The sequence below is a fragment of the Pseudoalteromonas sp. UCD-33C genome (assembly GCF_001306895.1).
In the GTDB taxonomy this organism is placed as follows: domain Bacteria; phylum Pseudomonadota; class Gammaproteobacteria; order Enterobacterales; family Alteromonadaceae; genus Pseudoalteromonas.
In genome coordinates, this window is the sequence record NZ_LJTB01000003.1 from 277,070 (window position 1) to 297,510 (window position 20,441).

Annotated in this window: 16 protein-coding genes; 2 read left to right on the plus strand and 14 right to left on the minus strand. The window is 41.3% G+C overall.

The genetic code is table 11. From position 1 onward, the window contains the following. Positions 1-10: 10 nt before the first annotated feature. The 9 genes from AOG26_RS09385 to rppH form a co-directional block, all read right to left on the minus strand. Positions 11-604 carry a FlgO family outer membrane protein gene (locus AOG26_RS09385; RefSeq protein ID WP_054562232.1) on the minus strand — a complete coding sequence of 198 codons (594 nt, stop codon included), beginning with the start codon at positions 602-604 and terminating at the stop codon, positions 11-13. Between the two features lie 240 nt (positions 605-844). After that, positions 845-1,387 carry an SPOR domain-containing protein gene (locus AOG26_RS09390; RefSeq protein WP_054562233.1) on the minus strand — a complete coding sequence of 181 codons (543 nt, stop codon included), beginning with the start codon at positions 1,385-1,387 and terminating at the stop codon, positions 845-847. Between the two features lie 139 nt (positions 1,388-1,526). Further along, the gene (locus AOG26_RS09395; RefSeq protein WP_054562234.1) at positions 1,527-2,063 is read right to left on the minus strand and encodes an SPOR domain-containing protein; all 537 of its coding nucleotides are present in this window, start codon (positions 2,061-2,063) and stop codon (positions 1,527-1,529) included. Between the two features lie 460 nt (positions 2,064-2,523). After that, the gene (gene galU, locus AOG26_RS09400; protein WP_054562235.1) at positions 2,524-3,405 is read right to left on the minus strand and encodes a UTP--glucose-1-phosphate uridylyltransferase GalU; all 882 of its coding nucleotides are present in this window, start codon (positions 3,403-3,405) and stop codon (positions 2,524-2,526) included. Positions 3,406-3,431: 26 nt separating this feature from the next. Continuing rightward, positions 3,432-4,283, minus strand: a complete 852-nt coding sequence (locus AOG26_RS09405) for a thymidylate synthase (protein ID WP_054562236.1) — start codon at positions 4,281-4,283, stop codon at positions 3,432-3,434. A gap of 13 nt (positions 4,284-4,296) precedes the next feature. Beyond that, positions 4,297-5,100, minus strand: coding sequence for a prolipoprotein diacylglyceryl transferase (lgt, locus tag AOG26_RS09410; RefSeq protein WP_054562237.1), 804 nt, complete (start codon positions 5,098-5,100; stop codon positions 4,297-4,299). A 14-nt stretch (positions 5,101-5,114) separates the two neighbouring features. Continuing rightward, a complete protein-coding gene (locus AOG26_RS09415) occupies positions 5,115-5,924 on the minus strand; it encodes a sulfite exporter TauE/SafE family protein (RefSeq protein WP_054562238.1) in 810 nt (269 codons plus the stop codon). A gap of 75 nt (positions 5,925-5,999) precedes the next feature. Next, positions 6,000-8,276: a phosphoenolpyruvate--protein phosphotransferase gene (ptsP, locus tag AOG26_RS09420; protein ID WP_054562239.1), complete on the minus strand. Its 2,277-nt coding sequence runs from the start codon at positions 8,274-8,276 to the stop codon at positions 6,000-6,002. A gap of 33 nt (positions 8,277-8,309) precedes the next feature. After that, complete coding sequence (gene rppH / locus AOG26_RS09425; protein ID WP_054562240.1) at positions 8,310-8,828, minus strand: RNA pyrophosphohydrolase; 519 nt, start codon at positions 8,826-8,828, stop codon at positions 8,310-8,312. A 540-nt stretch (positions 8,829-9,368) separates the two neighbouring features. Between rppH and mutH the strand changes: the two genes are divergently transcribed. Next, positions 9,369-10,040 carry a DNA mismatch repair endonuclease MutH gene (gene mutH / locus AOG26_RS09430; RefSeq protein ID WP_054554349.1) on the plus strand — a complete coding sequence of 224 codons (672 nt, stop codon included), beginning with the start codon at positions 9,369-9,371 and terminating at the stop codon, positions 10,038-10,040. A 49-nt stretch (positions 10,041-10,089) separates the two neighbouring features. Here the strand turns inward: mutH and eno are convergent, their stop codons facing one another. From eno to rlmD, 5 genes are all read right to left on the minus strand, one after another. Continuing rightward, entirely contained in the window at positions 10,090-11,388 is a 1,299-nt protein-coding gene (eno, locus tag AOG26_RS09435) for a phosphopyruvate hydratase (RefSeq protein ID WP_054562241.1), read from the minus strand. Between the two features lie 113 nt (positions 11,389-11,501). Next, a complete protein-coding gene (locus AOG26_RS09440) occupies positions 11,502-13,136 on the minus strand; it encodes a CTP synthase (RefSeq protein ID WP_054562242.1) in 1,635 nt (544 codons plus the stop codon). Between the two features lie 157 nt (positions 13,137-13,293). Next, positions 13,294-14,094 carry a nucleoside triphosphate pyrophosphohydrolase gene (mazG, locus tag AOG26_RS09445; protein WP_054562243.1) on the minus strand — a complete coding sequence of 267 codons (801 nt, stop codon included), beginning with the start codon at positions 14,092-14,094 and terminating at the stop codon, positions 13,294-13,296. Next, entirely contained in the window at positions 14,094-16,253 is a 2,160-nt protein-coding gene (relA, locus tag AOG26_RS09450; protein ID WP_054562244.1) for a GTP diphosphokinase, read from the minus strand. The genes mazG and relA overlap by 1 nt, the downstream gene beginning before the upstream one ends. 7 nt (positions 16,254-16,260) lie before the next feature. Beyond that, entirely contained in the window at positions 16,261-17,586 is a 1,326-nt protein-coding gene (gene rlmD / locus AOG26_RS09455) for a 23S rRNA (uracil(1939)-C(5))-methyltransferase RlmD (RefSeq protein ID WP_054562245.1), read from the minus strand. A gap of 80 nt (positions 17,587-17,666) precedes the next feature. Here rlmD and barA point away from each other — a divergent pair, with 80 nt between their 5' ends. Then, entirely contained in the window at positions 17,667-20,435 is a 2,769-nt protein-coding gene (gene barA / locus AOG26_RS09460; protein WP_054562246.1) for a two-component sensor histidine kinase BarA, read from the plus strand. Positions 20,436-20,441 lie beyond the last annotated feature (6 nt).

The window sequence follows — 20,441 nt, forward strand, 5'->3', positions numbered from 1 at the left end:
TGAGTTCCTCTTAATATTCGCTTCGATACAACTGGCCATCACGTTGCTGAACTTTTTCAGCGCCCCACATCACATTGATAGGGATCTCGGTGCTTGCTGCTGATACTATTCGCAGATCTTTGGTATTTACCAATCGGGCGTTAACTATGTAGGCATGTTGTTGCCGCGTCAGTGTGCCGGTAATAACAAAGTCAATATTCTGACGTTGACGCAAAGTATTTATATCACGACTAAGTACACTATCGGCCGATTGCTGCAAATTTAAAGTATTTTCTAATCGATACTCTATGGTATGAAAACCAAGCTGAGTAAATTGCGTTAATAAACTTTCTTGAATTTGCTGACTCAAGCCACTGCCCTGATCTTCTGCTAAATCAGTACCTAAGCCATCAGCCATATAAAAACTGGTCACAGCAATACGTGCATTGCCTTTGTAAGGGCCTTGAATACGGCTCAGCTGACTACTTAAATCAGCAACGTATTGATGCACCGTATAAGGTGCCATCGGCGATTTTGGGGTTTCTCTAGGGGGCGTTTTTTGTGGCTCTTCAGTTAAGCTACAACCCACCAACACTAAAAAAACTGAATAAAATAACAGGCGCATAATTGCCATCCTCACTAAACTTAGTAAGTACAAAGCAATAATTATGCCTAAGTATTATTGTTGATGGGATTATTATGAAAAGCCGAAGCGTGGTAACAAGAACACGTCACTTCTAAAATACCAATAAGCTAGCGTTGCATTCAGACAATGATTTAATTGTGTAGGCTGATGTAACTAATTTTTTGAGGAGGCGAATGGTTTATCAGAAGGGTCAATTCCCTTCTGTTGTTAAATAAGCGGTTATAGTATCTGCCCAAGAAACGGTGCCGTCACACAGGTTTGCCCCATTCTTTTGGCTATCTCACAAAATGCAGTAGCCTGAGTATAATTTGCAAATGGACCAGCCCTCAATCCATACAAGGTTACGCCTTTTTGCTCTCGTGTTTTAAAACGAAAATCAAGGTCATTTAAAACAGCAGGATAATCACGTTTAAGCTTTAAGACCTGATGACTAACTTTTTTCGGCGTTAAATATAAACCTAATTGCACGCCCGCTTCAGCCGCTTTATTTGCTGCAATAATCGCCTCAAGTGAGTCTGTGGATGATGCTTGCTGTACTTGCGTTTGTTCGCTTTGATGAATAATCACATCATTTTGTGGCTCAAATTGTGATGGTTGTGCGGTTAAATCGCTATTGGCTGAAAGCACTTCGATTAACAACGCAAGGTCTTTTTCCATCAACGCAAGACGCTCAATACTAGGTTGTTTATTATGCCACTGGGCAGCAAATTGCTGTACTTGCTGCTCAGTGTAAGCTGGCTGGGTTTGCTCTTGGCTCATCATACATGCTGTTAGAGCAGTTAAGCAGATGGTTATAAATAGATATTTCGAGAAAATAGAAAAATGCATGGTGACGTCAATTCTAAAAAACAGACTTAAATCCTAGCAATAAAAATGCCATCTTTAGAGTGAATATTTGACGCTAAAAATAAATTCGGTTGTCAGTGTAGTTACTTACCCAGCAATCAATGCCTTGTCGTTTAATCGCTTCACAATCAGCTTTCGCGTTTTTCAAATACTTATAGCCACCAAACTTAAGTCGATAGTAGGTATGCTCATTTACATCAGCGACTTCAACATTAAGTATCGGCTTTCCTTGAAAAATACTGGGTGCTCGTTTAGCCATTTTCTTTAATGTATAAGCTAGATCTTGTTCCGTATTAACAGACGCTAATTGCAAAGCAAATGCATAGTCAGGTTTAACAGAGTCTTTAGAGTCGCTTGATAGTGCTTGAGAAGTATCAGCCTGATCTAACACTGTACTGACCGGTTCACTTTGGGTTTGCGCCAACAAAAATGAGTTTTGCATTAGCGTTACATCGCTAAGGTACTGAACAACATTGAAAACAGGAAGCTTGTTAAAAGAGATATCAGGAAATGCCTTATTACTGCAACCAGACACAGTCAATAACACCAACAGGTATATACTGTAACGCAAAGGTTTTGAGCAATATTTCATAAGTAGGATTCTTAAACGTACCATTAAAAATTTGCTTCTTTTTAAAGAAGTCTATCTGTTAGCACTTACCTATACAAAAACCATAAAAGTGATTTACGGCATTGCATAAGAAAACTCTAACACATTATTTGTTATTATAATATTTTCAGTACAGTGCTTAACTAACTGCAATAAAAACTTAATGACACCCTAATACTTAAGTTTTCATATTAGACAACCTAAAGCAATAAAAATCCGTCTTTACATAGGTATTTTTATAAGTATAGCTGAGTTTAACTATCCTACAGGGGTAAATAAGCATCTCACTGATCTTTAATCTTAACAATGCGTTAAGACTTAGGTATATCAGAAAAATCCTTTATTGGGTAATAATCGACAATTGGGAGGAACATGTAAATAACAAAAAAGTGCCATATAGACACTTTTTTTACATAATTTTCAACTAGGTAATTTGAATTGCTTATTTAACAAGCGACTTTATGAAGTCTGTAAGCTCACCTTTGAATTCATCACGACGCAGTGCAAACTCAACGATGGCTTTTAAATAACCAATTTTGCTACCGCAATCATGGCTTTTACCCTTCATTGAGTAAGCATCAACAATCTCTTTTTCCATGAGCATGGCAATGGCATCTGTTAATTGGATTTCATCGCCTGCACCGGCTGGGGTTTTTGCAAGTAATGGCCAAATATTTTTGCTCAATACATAGCGACCCACAACAGCAAGATTTGATGGTGCTTGATCAACTGGAGGCTTTTCAACCATATTTAAAATAGCTGCGCTTTCACCTTGATTGATTTTTACATCACCTAAGTCGACAACACCGAACTTGTCTACTTCGTTTTGCGGCACAGGCTCAACCATGATTTGGCTCTCACCGGTGGTTTCAAAGCGCTGGATCATTTCAGCTAAATTATCTTTTTTAAGGTCGCTTGCTACATCATCGATGATCACATCCGGTAAGATAACAACAAACGGTTCATCACCTATGATAGGTGCAGCACAGTTAATCGCATGACCAAGGCCTTTCGCTTCACCTTGGCGAACATGAATAATTGTTACATCTTTCGGGCAGATTGATTGTACTTCTGCAAGTAACTGACGTTTAACACGCTTTTCTAGCGTTGCTTCTAACTCAAAACTGGTATCAAAGTGGTTTTCAATTGAGTTTTTACTTGAATGCGTTACTAAAACAATTTCTTTAATTCCTGCTGAAATTGCTTCATTCACAACGTACTGAATCAACGGGCGGTCAACAATAGGAAGCATTTCTTTAGGGATTGCTTTTGTTGCAGGTAACATACGCGTGCCAAGACCAGCAACTGGGATCACTGCTTTCATTGATTTCTCCTTAAATTTTATTGTTCTTAAACTGAAAACGGATACTTAATTGCATCGTGACACTGATAACCTACTACTTCAAAATCGTCTTTTGTAACCCAGGTTTCAATGTCTTCTAGTGATTTAATATTTGGGTTTATTTTTAATTCTGGCGACGCGAATGGCTCACGCTTAAGCTGCACATCACGCATCAACTCAAGTTGGTTTTCATAAATATGCGCATTCGCTATTTTATGATACGCCTTACCCGGTTTGTGGCCGGTGATTTGTGCAACTAAAGCAAGTAACACAAAACATTGAATTTGATTAAAGTTCAAACCCAGCGGCACATCGCAGCTACGTTGGTATGATGTTAAGTATAAGGTATCGCCCAACAAAGAAAAGGTGTGCGTGTGCATACAAGGGCGTAAACAGCCTAACTCAAACTCACCTGGGTTATAAAAAGTGACGATTTCACCGCGATCATCAATCCCTTTTGATAAGTTATCGATAACTTTTTTAAGTTGATCAAGGTGGCTGCCATCCGGACGTTGCCAACTGCGGCCTTGCACACCATACACTCGACCCATATCATCTTCACCACGACGATGTGGATTTTCAAGCCAAGCTTTGTTTTCGTTTGCGTTAGCATTCCAAGTCATACAGCCGATATCACGAAACTGTGCAGCGCTGTCGTAACCACGTAAATAACCAAGTAACTCCGCAATCGCCGCTTTGTAAAAGCTCTTGCGCGTTGTTATTAGCGGAAACTTATTATTTGCCACATCATATTCAAGATCGGCATTAATAACGGTTAAACACTTAGTCCCTGTGCGTTTGTTCTCAACCCACACACCTTCGTCAACAATACGCTGACATAAATCTAAATACTGTTTCATTGATTTGCTCTTGTTATGCTTTGCTTGCCACGCTGTGTTGCGGCTTTTTATAGGCCCATATTAACAAACCAAGGCCACCAATTACCATCGGCAATGACAGTATTTGCCCCATCGAGATAAAGCCTGCGAATAAACCTAAATGAGCATCTGGCTCACGGAAATATTCAACAATAAATCTAAACACGCCATAGCCAAGTAAGAACACCCCAGCAACACTTCCCGCTGGACGAGGCTTTTTGATAAACCATTGTAAGATTAAGAACAGCACCAAACCTTCTAAAAAGGCTTCGTATAATTGTGATGGATGACGGGGCTCTGGGCCACCTGATGGGAAAATAAACGCCCAAGGTACATCTGTCACTCGGCCCCATAACTCGCCATTAATAAAGTTACCAATACGTCCAGCTAGTAAACCAAGCGGTACGAGTGGCACTACAAAATCGCCCACTTCAAATAATGATTTTTTACGGGTCCAAGCAAAAATTGCAATGGCTGTAATTACACCCAGAGTGCCACCATGGAACGACATACCACCTTGGTCAATTCTAAATAAATACAGTGGGTTTTCAATAAAGTAGCTGAACTGATAAAACAATACATAACCAATACGGCCGCCTAGTATTACCCCGAGCATGCCGTAAAATAATAAGTCACTAACTTGTTCTTTTGTCCAACCTGAGTTTGGTTTTTCTGCTTGACGATTAGCAAGCCACATAGCCAAAGCAAAACCAATTAAATACATTAAACCGTACCAACGTACGCTAAGCGGGCCTACCGAAAAAATAACCGGATCGATATCTGGAAATTGAAGAGCCATAAAAATAAAAACCTTTAACTAAACACCATTTTAAGCGCAATTATGACAAGTAATAGCGCGAATACTTTTTTTATTGTTGCCACAGGCAAGTAATGCGTGGCTTTGGCACCTATTGGCGCAATGAGCGACGAGGTAACCACAATCCCCACTAACGCAGGTAAATACACAAATCCGGCAAATCCATCACTGAAAGATGTTAATTGCCACCCGGCAGATACGTAACCCACCGAGCCGAACAGCGCAATGACAATACCACATGCAGCAGCACAACCAATGGCCTTTTTAATATCAACAGAAAAATAATGCAGTAGCGGCACAATAAGCGCCCCGCCGCCAATACCAATTAGCCCCGACAGCGCCCCCATTATGGCACATAAAAAGCCAAGAATAGGCCCTGATGGAAGCGGTTTTTCACTGGCGGCTTTTTTTCGTGTCGATAACACCATTCTGAGCGCGATAAACACCACGCTACCAGCAAAAACAAAGCGCAGTAGCTGCTCGGGGATAAAGCTTGCTGCAAAACCACTGATCAATGCGCCTAGGCCAACACCAGTCATAACCCATGGGGCAATTTCCCAAGGCACGTTAGCATTACGATGATGAGCAAGGGCTGAAGAAGTCGAGGTAAAAATAATGGATGCTAACGAGGTTGCTATCGCAATGACTAATACATGGCTTGGATCGGCAACATTAAACGACACTAACAGCGCACTAAGTACCGGCACGATAATAAGACCACCACCAATGCCTAATAATCCGGCTAAAAAGCCAACCACACTGCCCAAAATTGCGCAGTACACCATTAAAAGTATTACTTCATGCATAGCACACTCATATATTCAATTTGTTATATACATATACTAAACTAATATATAGGCGCTTCACAGCACAATTTTCCCTCATGATTGGCCTTGGCTTGGGGTATAAAATAGCTCACCGAGTTGATGTTCAATCATAAAGTTACGCGTTAACCTAAGTACATGTTTTGCAGTGGGTTGTAATAAACACTCTGCAAGTAACTTTTCCATATCACTGACATTTAATCGCCTAAGCACAAACTTAATTTTACTAATCGAAGCGTAGTTCATACTCAAGCTTCGATAACCCATCGCAATAAGCAGTAAAGCGCCTTCAGGGTCGCCTCCTAACTCACCACACAAACTAAATGGCAACTCATGTTGTTGACACTCTTGTGCTATTTTTAACAGCACTCTAAGTACACTTGGGTGATAAGGGTTAAATAGCTCAGCAACGCGGGCATTAGAGCGATCAACTGCCAGCATATACTGGGTTAAATCGTTGCTACCTACAGAGCAAAAATCGACTTTTTGCGACCACTCTTCAAGCATAAATACACTTGAAGGTACTTCTAACATCACGCCGATTTCAGGGCGTTCTATTGCCTGTTCGGGGTATTGCTCACTTAACTCAAAATAGGCTTGTTCGAGCAATTTTAACGATTCATCGACTTCCTCTGAACCACTGATCATCGGCAGCATGATTTTTAAATTACCCAAACCAATATTGGCTTTTAACATTGCCTTGAGCTGATCTAAAAATAGCTCTGGATGGTCTAAGGTCACGCGAATACCACGCCAACCTAAGAATGGGTTTTCTTCTGTTATATTGAAGTAATCTAAAACTTTATCGCCACCAATATCGAGTGTACGCATCACCACAGGATTAGGGTGGTAACTCGTTAGCACTTCGCGATACCAGCTTTCTTGCTCTGACTGTGAAGGAAATTGGCCTTTTTGCATAAACCAGGCTTCGGTGCGATAAAGACCTACCCCATCGCAAAATGGCTTATTGTCATGCTCGGTATTTAATTCAAGACCCGCGTTAAGTAATAAGCTAATGTGTTCGCCATCTTTAGTGACGGCATCTAGGTTTTGCTCTGCCACAAAACGGTCGTTCAATAAGGCTTCTTGATATTTGAGCTGACTGTATTCCTCTTGCAGCATTTGTGAAGGAGAAATATATAAACGCCCTGCATAGGCATCTAAAATCATTTGCTTGCCTTCAAACTGCAATAACGGCACATCTTCAATGCCCCAAATAGCAGGGATCCCCATAGCACGAGTTAATATAGAAGCATGACTATTTGCCGCACCATTAACACTCACAACCCCGGCAAGTTGCCCTTTAGGTACTTCAGCAAGCATTGCTGGGGTTAATGTACCGGCAATTAAAATAGTGTCTTTAGGGTAAGGTTTTGCCGCATGCTCAGTATTAACTAAGTGATGTAAAACCCGTAAACCAATATCTTTAACATCAACAGCACGCTCTTTAATGTAAGGATCTTGCATGGCATTGAATTGAGTCACTAATTTCTCAATAACAATTTTCAGGGCGCTTTTAGCATTCCAGCCTTGTTGTAATTGCGCTTCAACATTTTGACCAAGACTTTTGGCATCAAGTAACTGCTGATAAACATCAAATACCGCCAGTGCCTCTTGCGGAATAGAGTCACTCAGTGTCATCGATAAGGTATTAAACTCGTTCCGCGTCGCAGCCACTGCTTGGGTAAATAGCTTACGCTGGGTGCTCATATCGTCGTCTTTTTGCAGTTCAATAGAGCTAAAGTCAAGTTTAGGGATCACCACAAAGGCTTCACCTATAGCAATACCTGGTGCACTTGATACCCCTTTTAATACTGAGGTTTGGTGTGAAAACTCATCGACGCGTAATATTTCTTTTATTTCTGCATGAGCTAACTGAGAAGCTAGCTGTGCCGAGAGCGTAATTAAAAATGACTCTTCGTCAGGGCTAAAAACACGGGCTAGTTTTTGTTGAACAACAATAACGCCTAAAACCTTTTTCTGGTGCACGACTGGCACAGATAAGAACGCGTTATAGCCTTCTTCATTGACTTCAGGTGAGAGTTTAAAACGTGGGTGAGACTTAGCAAAAGCAATATTGATAGGCTCTTCACGCTGAGCAACAAGACCAACGAGACCTTCAGTAAAGCCAATACGAAACTTACCCACTGCATCTGGGTTGAGGCCTTGGGTGGCCATCAATACAAAGTTATCTTGACTATAATCTGCAAAATAAATCGAGCAGCACTGTGTTTGCATGGCATCTTTTACCATTTGCACAAAACACCCCAGCGCACTATTTAAGTCCGCCTGTTGCGACACTGCCTCAGCAATTGATCTGAGCGTGGCTAACATGATGCTGCTCCTTTGATTTAAATAAGGTTGCCCTTATCGTTTATGTCGCCAATGATCTTTGTGTTGCTCTCGTTTATTAAACGGCATTGCAAACGGAGCAAACTCTTTCATTACTCGACGATATACATCGCGCTTAAACGAAACAACTTGCCTAACCGGATACCAATAACTCACCCATCGCCAATCATCAAACTCGGGGTGATGAGTTTTAAGTAAATCTACATCTTCATCTTTACAACGAAGTTTCAGTAAAAACCATTTTTGTTTTTGCCCAATACACACAGGACTTGAGTCTCTGCGAATTAAACGCTTGGGTAATTTATAGCGTAACCAATGTTTAGAACTTGCGACGATCTCAACGTCTTCAGGAAGCAAGCCCACTTCTTCGTGTAATTCTCTGTACATGGTTTGCTCTGCTGTTTCGCCGTCATCAACACCACCTTGGGGAAATTGCCAAGAGTGCTGACCATAGCGACGAGCCCAAAATACTTGTCCCTGATTATTGCAAATTACAATTCCGACATTGGCACGAAAACCTTCGGCATCAATCACCTTAGTGCCTCATTTGTAAGTCGATTTTTATTGATTGTTCCACATAACCTGCGATACAGCAAACACTTTACACCTAAGCCTAAATTAGATTGAAAATTTATTTTTTAACAAACACGTTTAATCAAGGTGTTACGAAGTAATTATTATAAAAATGTGCTGTTTGATTAAAATAACTATTTACAACCGTATTTTCATCATCTTACCCACAGCTTGTGCATAACTTTTGTAAATCATGCCTAAATTGCAAACAAATCCACAATCCACAGTTTAAATATCCACTTTCTCCACAGAAACTGTGGATAAACATGTTTATATATCTGTATTTATACAAACAACTGTTTAATTAATGAAATAGAAACAACATAAAAAAACAGTAAAACAACTAAATATCAATTAGTTAGACTAGAACATCCAAAAGTAAAACTGATTATTTTTAGCCCACACTTAACGTGCGCAAAAAACACCCAAACACAAAGATATCCACTAAGGCGTGCATTTGCTATCATGAACCGGATAAATAGACAATCAAATAAACGCCTTATGCGACCAATAAAACCCGCTTCTATAAACGAATTAATGCAACGTGTTGATGCTATTGCAGGCCTCACCCTAGGGCAGCTAGCTGAGCAATATCAGTTTAAAACCCCTGACGATTTACTTCGTGAAAAAGGCTGGACCGGGCAACTTATCGAATATGTGCTTGGCGCAACAGCGGGTTCAAAACCAACACCTGATTTTGAAGAGTTAGGCATTGAGCTAAAAACTCTTCCTATTTCATTTAAAGGCAAACCACTCGAAACAACCTTTGTTTCGGTAACGCCGCTATTAAATGTAACCGGAATGACTTGGCAACAAAGTACGGTTCGTAAAAAGTTGAATCATGTTTTGTGGTTACCAATTTTAGGCGAGCGCGAGATACTGCCTTTTCACCGTACCATAGGCAGTGGCTTTTTATGGCAGCCAAGTGCAGAGCAAGATGCCCTTTTACAGCGTGATTGGGAAGAACAAATGGAGCTAATTGCCCTTGGTCGCGTAGATGAAATTTCGGGTCATTTAGGTGATGTAATGCAAATAAGGCCAAAAGCTGCCAATAGCAAAGCGCTGACTGACGCTATTGGCCCAAATGGCCAGATAGTACAAACCTTACCTCGCGGCTTTTACCTAAAAACCAGCTTTACTGGCGAAATCCTAAAACAACAATTTCAGCTATAAAAAAACCTCCCGAAGGAGGTTTTTTAAAGTCTTGATGAGCTAAGCCAGATTACTGACCTTTAACCTCTTTAAGACCGTTGTAAGGTGCTTTCTCACCTAATACTTCTTCAATGCGAAGTAATTGGTTGTACTTAGCAATACGGTCAGAACGGCTTAATGAACCCGTTTTGATTTGACCAGCTGCAGTACCTACTGCTAAATCAGCAATTGTCGCATCTTCAGTTTCACCTGAACGGTGTGAGATAACAGCTGTGAAACCAGCGTCTTTAGCCATTTTGATAGCAGCAAGCGTTTCAGTTAATGAACCGATTTGGTTGAACTTGATTAGGATTGAGTTAGCAATACCGTTATCAATACCACGCTTTAAGATCTTCGTGTTAGTTACGAACAGATCGTCACCTACTAATTGTACTTTATCGCCAATTAGTTGTGTTTGGTGTGCGAAACCATCCCAATCCGACTCATCTAAGCCGTCTTCAATTGAAACAATTGGGTATTGCTCAGTAAGGCCTTTTAAGAAGTGGTTGAATTCTTCAGAAGTGAATTTTTTACCTTCGCCTTTAAGGTCGTAGATATTAGCTTCTTTGTCGTAGAACTCAGATGCCGCACAGTCTAGAGCTAGAGTGATATCTTTACCAAGCTCATAACCTGCATTTGCAACGGCTACCTTGATTGCAGCAAGTGCCGCTTCGTTTGATTCAAGGTTAGGAGCAAAACCACCTTCATCACCTACTGATGTAGAGTGACCTTCAGCTTTAAGTACTTTTGCTAAGCTGTGGAAAACTTCAGCGCCCATACGTAATGCTTCACGGAAGTTTGTAGCACCAACTGGCTGGATCATGAACTCTTGAATATCAACAGAGTTATCAGCATGCTCACCACCATTGATGATGTTCATCATAGGTAATGGCATTGAGTAAACACCTGATGTGCCGTTTAGGTCTGCAATGTGCTCATAAAGCTCAACGCCTTTAGAGTTAGCAGCCGCTTTAGCTGTTGCTAAAGACACAGCTAAGATAGCGTTAGCACCTAGTTTTTCTTTGTTTTCAGTACCATCTAAGTCAAGCATCACTTGGTCAACAGCTTTTTGATCAACTGCGTTTTGGCCTTTAAGAGCTTCAGCGATTTCGTTATTGATATAGCCTACTGCTTTTAAAACACCTTTACCTAGGTAACGTGCTTTATCACCATCACGTAATTCAAGCGCTTCGCGAGTACCTGTTGATGCACCAGATGGTGCTGCAGCACGGCCCCATGAACCATCAGCTAAATGTACATCAGCTTCAACAGTTGGGTTACCACGCGAGTCCATGATTTCGCGACCAATCACTTTTACGATTTCTGACATCTTGATTCCTCTTTTCCCGAAAATGGTGAGTTAGTGCCAATTTTATTAATTATCCTTAATGCCATTGGCTTATTAAAACAAATAAGCCGTGCATAAAGCACGGCCTATTTAAATTACGATGACGCTTTTTGGTGAGTGTGTGCAGCTGCAACAAACCCTTCAAACAGCGGGTGACCATCACGTGGTGTTGACGTGAATTCCGGGTGGAATTGCGCGGCAATAAACCAAGGGTGATCTTTATTCTCGATAATTTCGACTAGTTTCTTATCTTCAGATAAACCAGTGAAACTTAAGCCTGCTTTTTCAAGCTGCTCTACAAAGTGGTTATTCACTTCGTAACGGTGACGGTGACGTTCAACAATTTCGTCACTACCGTATACTTCACTTACTTTAGAACCCGGTGTTAAGTGACACTTCTGTGCACCTAAACGCATAGTACCACCTAGGTCAGATTGCTCATCACGGATTTCAACGTTACCGTCAGCATCTTGCCATTCAGTGATTAAACCAACAACTGGGTGTGCTGATTTAGCATTAAACTCTGTTGAGTTTGCATCTTCAAGGCCTGCAACATTACGCGCATATTCAATAAGCGCTACTTGCATACCTAAACAAATGCCTAAGTAAGGAACTTTATTTTCACGTGCATATTTAGCCGCTAAGATCTTACCTTCAACACCACGGCCGCCGAAGCCACCTGGAACTAAGATAGCATCAAGGTGAGAGAGTAACTCAGTACCTTTACTTTCTAAGTCTTGTGAATCAACGTATTCGATGTTCACAGTTAAACGGTTTTTCAGACCTGCATGCTTTAATGCTTCGTTTACTGATTTATATGCATCTGGTAGTTCGATGTACTTACCAACCATACCAATTGTCACTTCACCTGTTGGGTTAGACTCTTGGTATAACACTTGTTCCCACTCAGATAAATCTGCTTCTGGGCACTCAAGATAGAAACGACGACATACGAAGTTATCTAATTCTTGTGACTTAAGTAACGCAGGGATCTTATAGATGCTTTCTACGTCTGGTAATGAAATAACAGCTTTTTCTTCAACGTTAGTGAAAAGTGCAATCTTCGCGCGCTCGTTATTTGGTAATTTACGATCAGAACGACAGATCAAGATATCTGGTTGGATACCAATCGAACGTAATTCTTTTACAGAATGTTGTGTTGGCTTAGTTTTAACTTCACCTGCAGGGCCTAAGAATGGCACTAGCGTTAGGTGGATAAACAATGCGCGCTCACGGCCAATTTCAGTGCCAAGCTGACGAATTGCTTCTAAGAAAGGTTGTGACTCGATGTCACCAACTGTACCGCCAATTTCAACGATTGCTACATCGCGACCTTCAGCACCGTCGTATACACGTTGCTTAATGTCGTTTGTGATGTGTGGAATAACCTGAATTGTTGCACCAAGGTACTCACCACGACGCTCACGTCGTAATACATCTTCATAAACACGACCTTGTGTGAAGTTGTTGCGGCTAGTCATCTTGGTACGGATGAAACGCTCATAGTGACCTAAGTCAAGGTCAGTCTCTGCACCGTCTTCAGTTACAAATACTTCACCGTGCTGAATTGGGCTCATAGTGCCTGGGTCAACGTTAATGTAAGGATCCAGCTTTAAAATAGTCACGTTAAGACCACGTGCTTCTAAAATAGCGGCTAATGACGCTGCTGCAATACCCTTACCCAACGAAGAAACAACCCCGCCAGTTACGAAGATAAATTTTGTACTCATGCGAACCCTAGAATATCAGGAATTAAAAGGAATAATATAGAATCAAGACGGGGCGATATTATAGCAAAGGGGCTGCTATCAATCCAGATAAAATTAGCAAATAAGTGCACAAAAAACGAGCTTGGTTACACTGTACCCAAACTGCTCTACAATGCACTTACTTGGCTTGCTTTTTAATGGCTTCCCATGCGTTGTCCATTTCTTCAAGGCTAGCCGTTTCTAAACTCTGGCCACGTTCACCTAAGTAAGCAGCCACTTTTTCAAAGCGTGACGCGAACTTAGCATTGGCACTTCGTAATAATTGCTCAGGATCGCGCTTAATATGACGGGCAACATTCACTGTTGCAAACAGTAAATCACCAAGCTCTTCTGCACTGTGCTCTGAATAAGGGTCGTGAGCCAGCGCTTCTTTTACTTCGTCTACTTCTTCAGCAACTTTATCGAGCGCACCATGATAACTTGGCCAATCAAACCCTAAGCTTGCTACACGCTGTTGAATCTTCTTCGCTTTTGAAAGGCCCGGCATAGCATCAGGAATGTCTTGCCACAGGCTCATTTGTGGTGAAGCTGCTTTTTCTGCTCGCTCTTGTGCTTTAATAGCCTGCCACTGCTCAGAAAGCTCAGCGTCAGTCAGCTCACTTTGTTCTGCAAAGACATGGGGATGACGATGCACTAACTTATCATTAAGCGTATTAGCCACATCGGCAAAATCAAATAATCCTTGCTCTTTGGCAAGTTGAGCATAAAAGATGACTTGAAACAGTAAATCGCCAAGTTCACTTTTAAGCTCAGTAAGCTCACCTTTTTCAATGCAATCTGCTACTTCGTAAGCTTCTTCAAGGGTATGCGGCACTATTGACTTAAAGTCTTGTTTTAAATCCCACGGGCACCCAGATTCTGGGTCCCGTAGTTTGGCCATAATAGCAAGCGACTGCTCAATTGACTGTTTATCACACATTACGAATGACCACGCTTTGCATCATGTACACCTTCGATTTGATGTAACTTAGACAATAAGCGGTTGGTGCTTGATAAGTCATGTACTTCAACCTGCATTGAAAACAGCGCAAGCTGCTTATCTTCAACCGTGTTGACGTTCATGTTCAGCACATTCACTTTTTCGTTTGCAAGCACTGAGCTGATATCTCGAATAAGGCCTGAGCGATCGGTCGCTTCAACTTTAATCGTTAATGAGTAAGAGCCATTGACATCGTCTGACCAACTTACTGATATAACCCGCTCAGGATGCTTTTCACGAAGTTTCTCAAACGAATCGCAGTCTTCACGGTGAACTGCAATCCCTCGGCCTTGCGTAATGTAGCCAATAATTTCATCGCCCGGCACAGGTCGGCAGCATTTAGCAACATGGCTCATTAAGCTACCTACCCCATCAACAACAATACCGTTCTTATCGCCGGTGACACTTTTTGGCTTTTTAAACTTAATTTGTGGTTCGTCATGCTCACGGTCACTAATGAAGTTTAATAACTGGTTTAAGCGAACATCTCCAGCACCTACCGCAACCATAAGGTCGTCAAGGCCTTTAAGGTTAAAGCGCTCGATTGCTGGCACTAGATCTTTGGTTGTTAAATCTAGTTTTTGCAGCTCAGTTTCGAGTATTTCTTTACCGGCACTTAAGTTTTTATCGCGATCAAGCTGCTTAAACCAATGATGGATTTTAGAGCGTGCTCGTGAAGACTTAATATAACCTAGCGATGGGTTTAACCAATCACGGCTTGGGTTAGGTTGCTTTTGAGTTAAAATTTCAACCTGATCGCCGGTGCTTAATTGGTGAGTAAATGGCACAATTTTGCCAAACACTTTTGCGCCAATACAGCGATGCCCTACATTTGAGTGAATGTAATAAGCAAAATCAAGTGGTGTTGCACCCAGCGGCAAATCGAAAATATCCCCTTTAGGCGTAAACACATAAACACGGTCTTCTACTACTTGGTTTTTAAGCTCTTCCGCTAGGTCACTGCCATCAACAACTTCTTCTTGCCATTGCAGTAACTTACGTAACCAGCTAATTTTTTGCTCGTAGCCTGAACCTCGTCCTGGCAATGCACCTTCTTTGTACATCCAGTGCGCAGCAACACCTAGCTCAGCATCTTGGTGCATTTCGCTCGTACGAATTTGAATTTCAACGGTTTTACCTTCTGGGCCAAATACCACGGTATGAATTGACTGATAACCGTTTTGCTTAGGTGTTGCGATGTAATCATCAAATTCTTTATTTAAATGGCGCCAGTTAGTATGCACGATACCTAATGCCGCGTAACAATCTTGCAGGCGCTCTACCACTATGCGCATAGCGCGAATATCAAAAAGCTGGTCGAACTCGTAGTTCTTCTGTGCCATTTTTTTGTAGATGCTGTAGATATGTTTAGGGCGGCCATACACCTCACCTTCAATACCTGCTTCAGCCAAGCGTGCTTTTACTAAAGCAACCATGTTCTCCATGTAGGCTTCACGGGCAAGGCGCTTATCATCCAGCTGTTTGGCGATATTTTTATAGGTATCTGGGTGCAAATAACGGAACGAAAGATCTTCAAGTTCCCATTTAAGCTGACCAATCCCTAAACGGTTAGCTAGGGGAGCAAAAATGTCGCGTGTTTCTTTAGCGGCAATGACGCGCTCTTCTTCACTTGCGTCTTTAACATCACGCAGGTGGCACACTTGCTCTGCAAGTTTAATCACTACGGCGCGCACATCTTCAACCATGGCTAACAGCATACGGCGAATATTATCGATTTGTACTGTGCCTTTTCCTTGATGGGCTAAGGTGCTGATGGTAGCCATTTGGCTTACGCCTGTTAGTAATAACGCAACGTGATTACCTAGCTTTTCGGTGACTGTCTCAATTGAGATTTTTTCGGCTAAAAAATAAGGCGTTAAAAAAGCAGTGGCAAGAGAGTCTGCATCTAAATTTAGCTCAGCTAAAATCTCCACCATTTCAATGGCTGTGTTTTCACGTTTTGCATCATCGCAATGCAGGCACAGTTGGTGGGCCTGCTCTAATAAGGTATGTTTGTCTTCTGTTAGCGCTAACAGCTCGATACGGCTGGCAAAATCACTCGGCTTAGTTAGCTGATGTGACTGTCTAGTGGCTACCATGTGCGCTTTACCTCCTGTGAAATAACGCCATCGTTTCAATATGCCCGGTATGCGGGAACATATTCATAAGCCCAATTTTTTCAATGCTAAAGCCTGCTTGTAAAATAATTGCACTGTCACGGGCTAAAGTAACAGGATCACAAGAGACGTATAAAATCGTTTTAAACTGAGTAAGTGGTAACTGCTCTAAAATAGCCATTGCGCCAGTACGTGATGGATCAAGAACTAACACGTCAAGTTCGGCACTAAACCAAGCAGCTGATTGCATTGATTTTGTTAAATCAAAACAATAAAAATCGGTATTCGACAATGAGTTAGTTTGCGCATTTTGTTTTGCTAATGCAACCGCAGAATCGACCCCTTCAACACCAATAACATATTTAGCATACTTTGCAATCAATAATGAAAAGTTACCAATACCACAAAACAAATCCAATACCTGCTCATGACCTTGTAAATCAAGCCACTGTTTTGCTTGATGCAGCATAGCTTGGTTCACTTGCGGGTTAACTTGAATAAAGTTTTCAAGGCCAAACTCAAAGCGTAAATCATAAGCTGGTATCTGGTAGTACGGCATTGGATGGTCACTGTGATCAATTTCACCACTTTGTGATTGCCACACAACACGCCAGCTATATTCATCACACGCCGCTACGACTATGGCTTTTAACTCTGCATTAATAGCTTTGGTATGCCTAATAACCACAAAGGCCGCATTATCAGCTTCACATAATTGTAAGTGACTAATACTGCTCAGACCTGAATGGCTGTTGATAAGAACATCAAAAACTGAAAAAACGTCTTTAAAAGTGCTGCTCAGAACATCACAGCTTTCAATACTCACCAATTGTTTAGAACCCTGAGCTCGATACCCTACGCGCATTTTCTTTGCGGATTTATCATGCATTACAGCAATACGCGCAGAGCGACGATAATGGTGCTCTTCACTAAGCAGAGGTGCTTGCCAATTTAAGTCATCAGCTTTAGCAAACTTGCTAAACAGCTGACTCACCGCAGCTTGCTTCTCAACCAATTGTTGCTCTGCATTAAGGTGCTGTAGCTGACAACCACCACAAACCTGATAATGCTGACAAAAAGGAGTAACCCTATGCGCTGAGGCTGATAGTACTTTTTTGCAATCTGCACTGGCAAAACGTGCCTTATCTTCAATCAATAACGCTTTTACTTCTTCACCCGGCAAAGCACCATTAACAAAACAGACTTTATTTCCCTGCTTAGCAACGCCCCGCCCTTGGTGATCCATAGCAGTGACATTGAGGGTTAGCATTTTTTGCGAAACGGATTTCTTTTTGGCTTTGAAAATCTGTGCCATCGGGCAACACCTTAATTATTGATAAAGCGGGAGTAAGTATATACTCTTAAACAACGATAATAATGATAACAACATTCTTTATGACTAAATTTGGCTTACGTGACTCAGTCTTAACCCTTACACTTATACCGACTGTGATCATAGGCTTGTTGCTGGGCGGTTATTTTACAATAAATCGTTACATTGAGCTCGATGAAATTTTGTATCAACAGGGCGTGACTATTATTGAGCCCCTCGCCATTGCTGTTGAGCAACCATTAATAAAGCGTGATAAAGCCTTATTAACTCGCTTAGTTAGTCATACACATAACAAACACTCCCCTGCTATCCAATCAATTGCTATTTTTGATGAAAACAATGAGTTAGTGATTTTTAGTAAATACCAAAGTGAATTCAAAGAAATTGTTAGCAGCAATGCAAACAGCATGGATGGCATTCAAGTACAAAATTCTGAGCACTATTTAACATTTTCTACTGCCATAATTAATCATAGCCGCCAAGACATGATTTGGAATCATCACAGCTACCAAGCATCGCTGGGCACTGTGGTGATCATGCTCAACAAACAACAAGCCATTATTGGCCAGCAACGGGCATTATTAGTCAGTGGCGTGGTGATTTTACTCGCACTCATACTTGCCACCGTATTAGCGTTTAGATTAACTCGGATGTTTATTCAGCCACTTAATAAGTTAGTACTAGCTACCGACAAACTCATTGAAGGTAAAGTAGACACCGGACTTGATCAAAAAATGTTTGGCGAGTTTGAGCTCTTACGTACTGGTTTAAATACCATTTCAGAAACTATGGTTGTACAACGTGATGAGATGCAAAAGCACATTGACCAAGCAACCTCTGATTACCGCGAAACACTTGAACAATACGAAACCCAAAATATTCAGTTAAGTATTGCTAAAAAAGACGCGCAAGATGCGAACCGAGTAAAGTCAGACTTCTTAGCTAAAATGAGTCATGAATTACGTACGCCTTTAAATGGTGTAATTGGTTTTACGCGTCAGCTTTATAAAACCCCGCTGAATAAGCATCAAAAGGATTATCTAGATACCATTGAACTGTCGGCCAATAGCTTACTTACCATTATCAGTGATATTTTAGACTTTTCGAAATTAGAAGCCGGTGCCATGGAACTTGAGTCAATGCAATTCCAGCTCCGTGACAATATTAATGAAGTTATGACCTTGTTGGCACCAAGTGCTCACGAAAAGCAACTTGAGCTTTCAATATTTATCCATCCGCAAGTACCAGACAACCTAACTGGCGACCCGACCCGCTTTAAACAAATTTTGATAAACCTATTAAGTAATGCCATTAAATTTACTGAAAAAGGCTCAATCAAGGTTGATGTTGGCTATCGCTTATTAGACGAAGAGCGCGCCTCTATTTTGGTGTCTGTCACCGACACCGGTGTGGGTATCCCTATGGATAAACAAGATGCGTTGTTTACACCATTTGGCCAAGCAGACTCTAGTATCACCCGTAAATTTGGTGGCACAGGTCTTGGGTTAATCATCACTAAACATATTGTTGAAGCGATGAATGGCCGCATTACCCTAAACTCAGCACCTGGTAATGGTACCTGCTTTACGTTCAACGCCGTATTCAGAACGCCAAGTAACTCAATTACCAGTGACTTACCAACACAATCACTGATCAATAAGCGTATTTTGTATCTTGAGCCTCATGAGCATACCCATCAAGCAACGTTATCGCTACTGCATGAATGGCAAACTCGCGTTACCGCCTGCATGGATGAAGAAAGCTTCTTAAATGAGATCAACAAAGACTTCAGCTACGATATTTGTATTATTGGCCATACCGCTACTATTGACGATATGCAGCAACTTAAGAGTTATGTAAAAGCAGTGCGTCCTGTCACTGATTATTTATACATAATGCTTAATACTGTTTCGCATAATATGCGTGAAGCCTTTGTTGGTAGCGGCGCAGATGCTTGCTTAAGTAAACCGCTTAACCACCGTAAATTATGTGAGGTACTTGCTGCGCCTTACCGTCTTGACCACCCGGTGCATAACATTGAGCAAGGTGATGAAAAATTATTACCACTTAAAGTACTGGTTGTTGACGATAACGATGCTAACCTAAAACTAATTTGCACCTTGCTTGAAGAACAAATTGAGCTAATTGATACCGCACACAACGGCTCACAAGCTTACAGCTTAAGTAAAAGCCATAAATATGACTTGATCTTCATGGACATCCAAATGCCAATTATGGATGGTATTACCGCATGTAAACTTATTCGCGAGTCATCTCTCAATGAAGATACCCCCATCATTGCGGTTACTGCTCACGCCCTCGCAGGTGAAAAAGAGCAACTACTTAAAGATGGCTTTAAAGGCTATTTAACTAAGCCTATTGATGAAGACATGCTAAAACAAATAATTAGCGATCATAGCCCACAAGCGCCGATTAATCGTGAACGTAGCAAAACTGCCGCAGTTGACTCTGAACCTCCATTTGAAAGTGCCCGCCTCGATTGGCAATTGGCACTACAACGCGCAGGCGGAAAAGAAGAACTAGCACTTGAAATGCTCAATATGTTGTTACTCAGCGTTCCTGAAACCTTGCGCCTACTCAATGAAGCTATAGAAAAAGAAGATTGTGAACATGTACTTAGTATAGTCCACAAGTTCCATGGCGCATGTTGTTACACCGGCGTACCAAAACTAAAATCACTTGCAGAAACACTCGAAACCGCTTTAAAAGGCGATTGCGATTTAAATTACATTGAGCCTGAATTATTTGAGCTGATTGATGAGCTGAATAACTTGTTAAGTGATGCGGGAATGGTTGAGCAACAACGATAAGAGAAC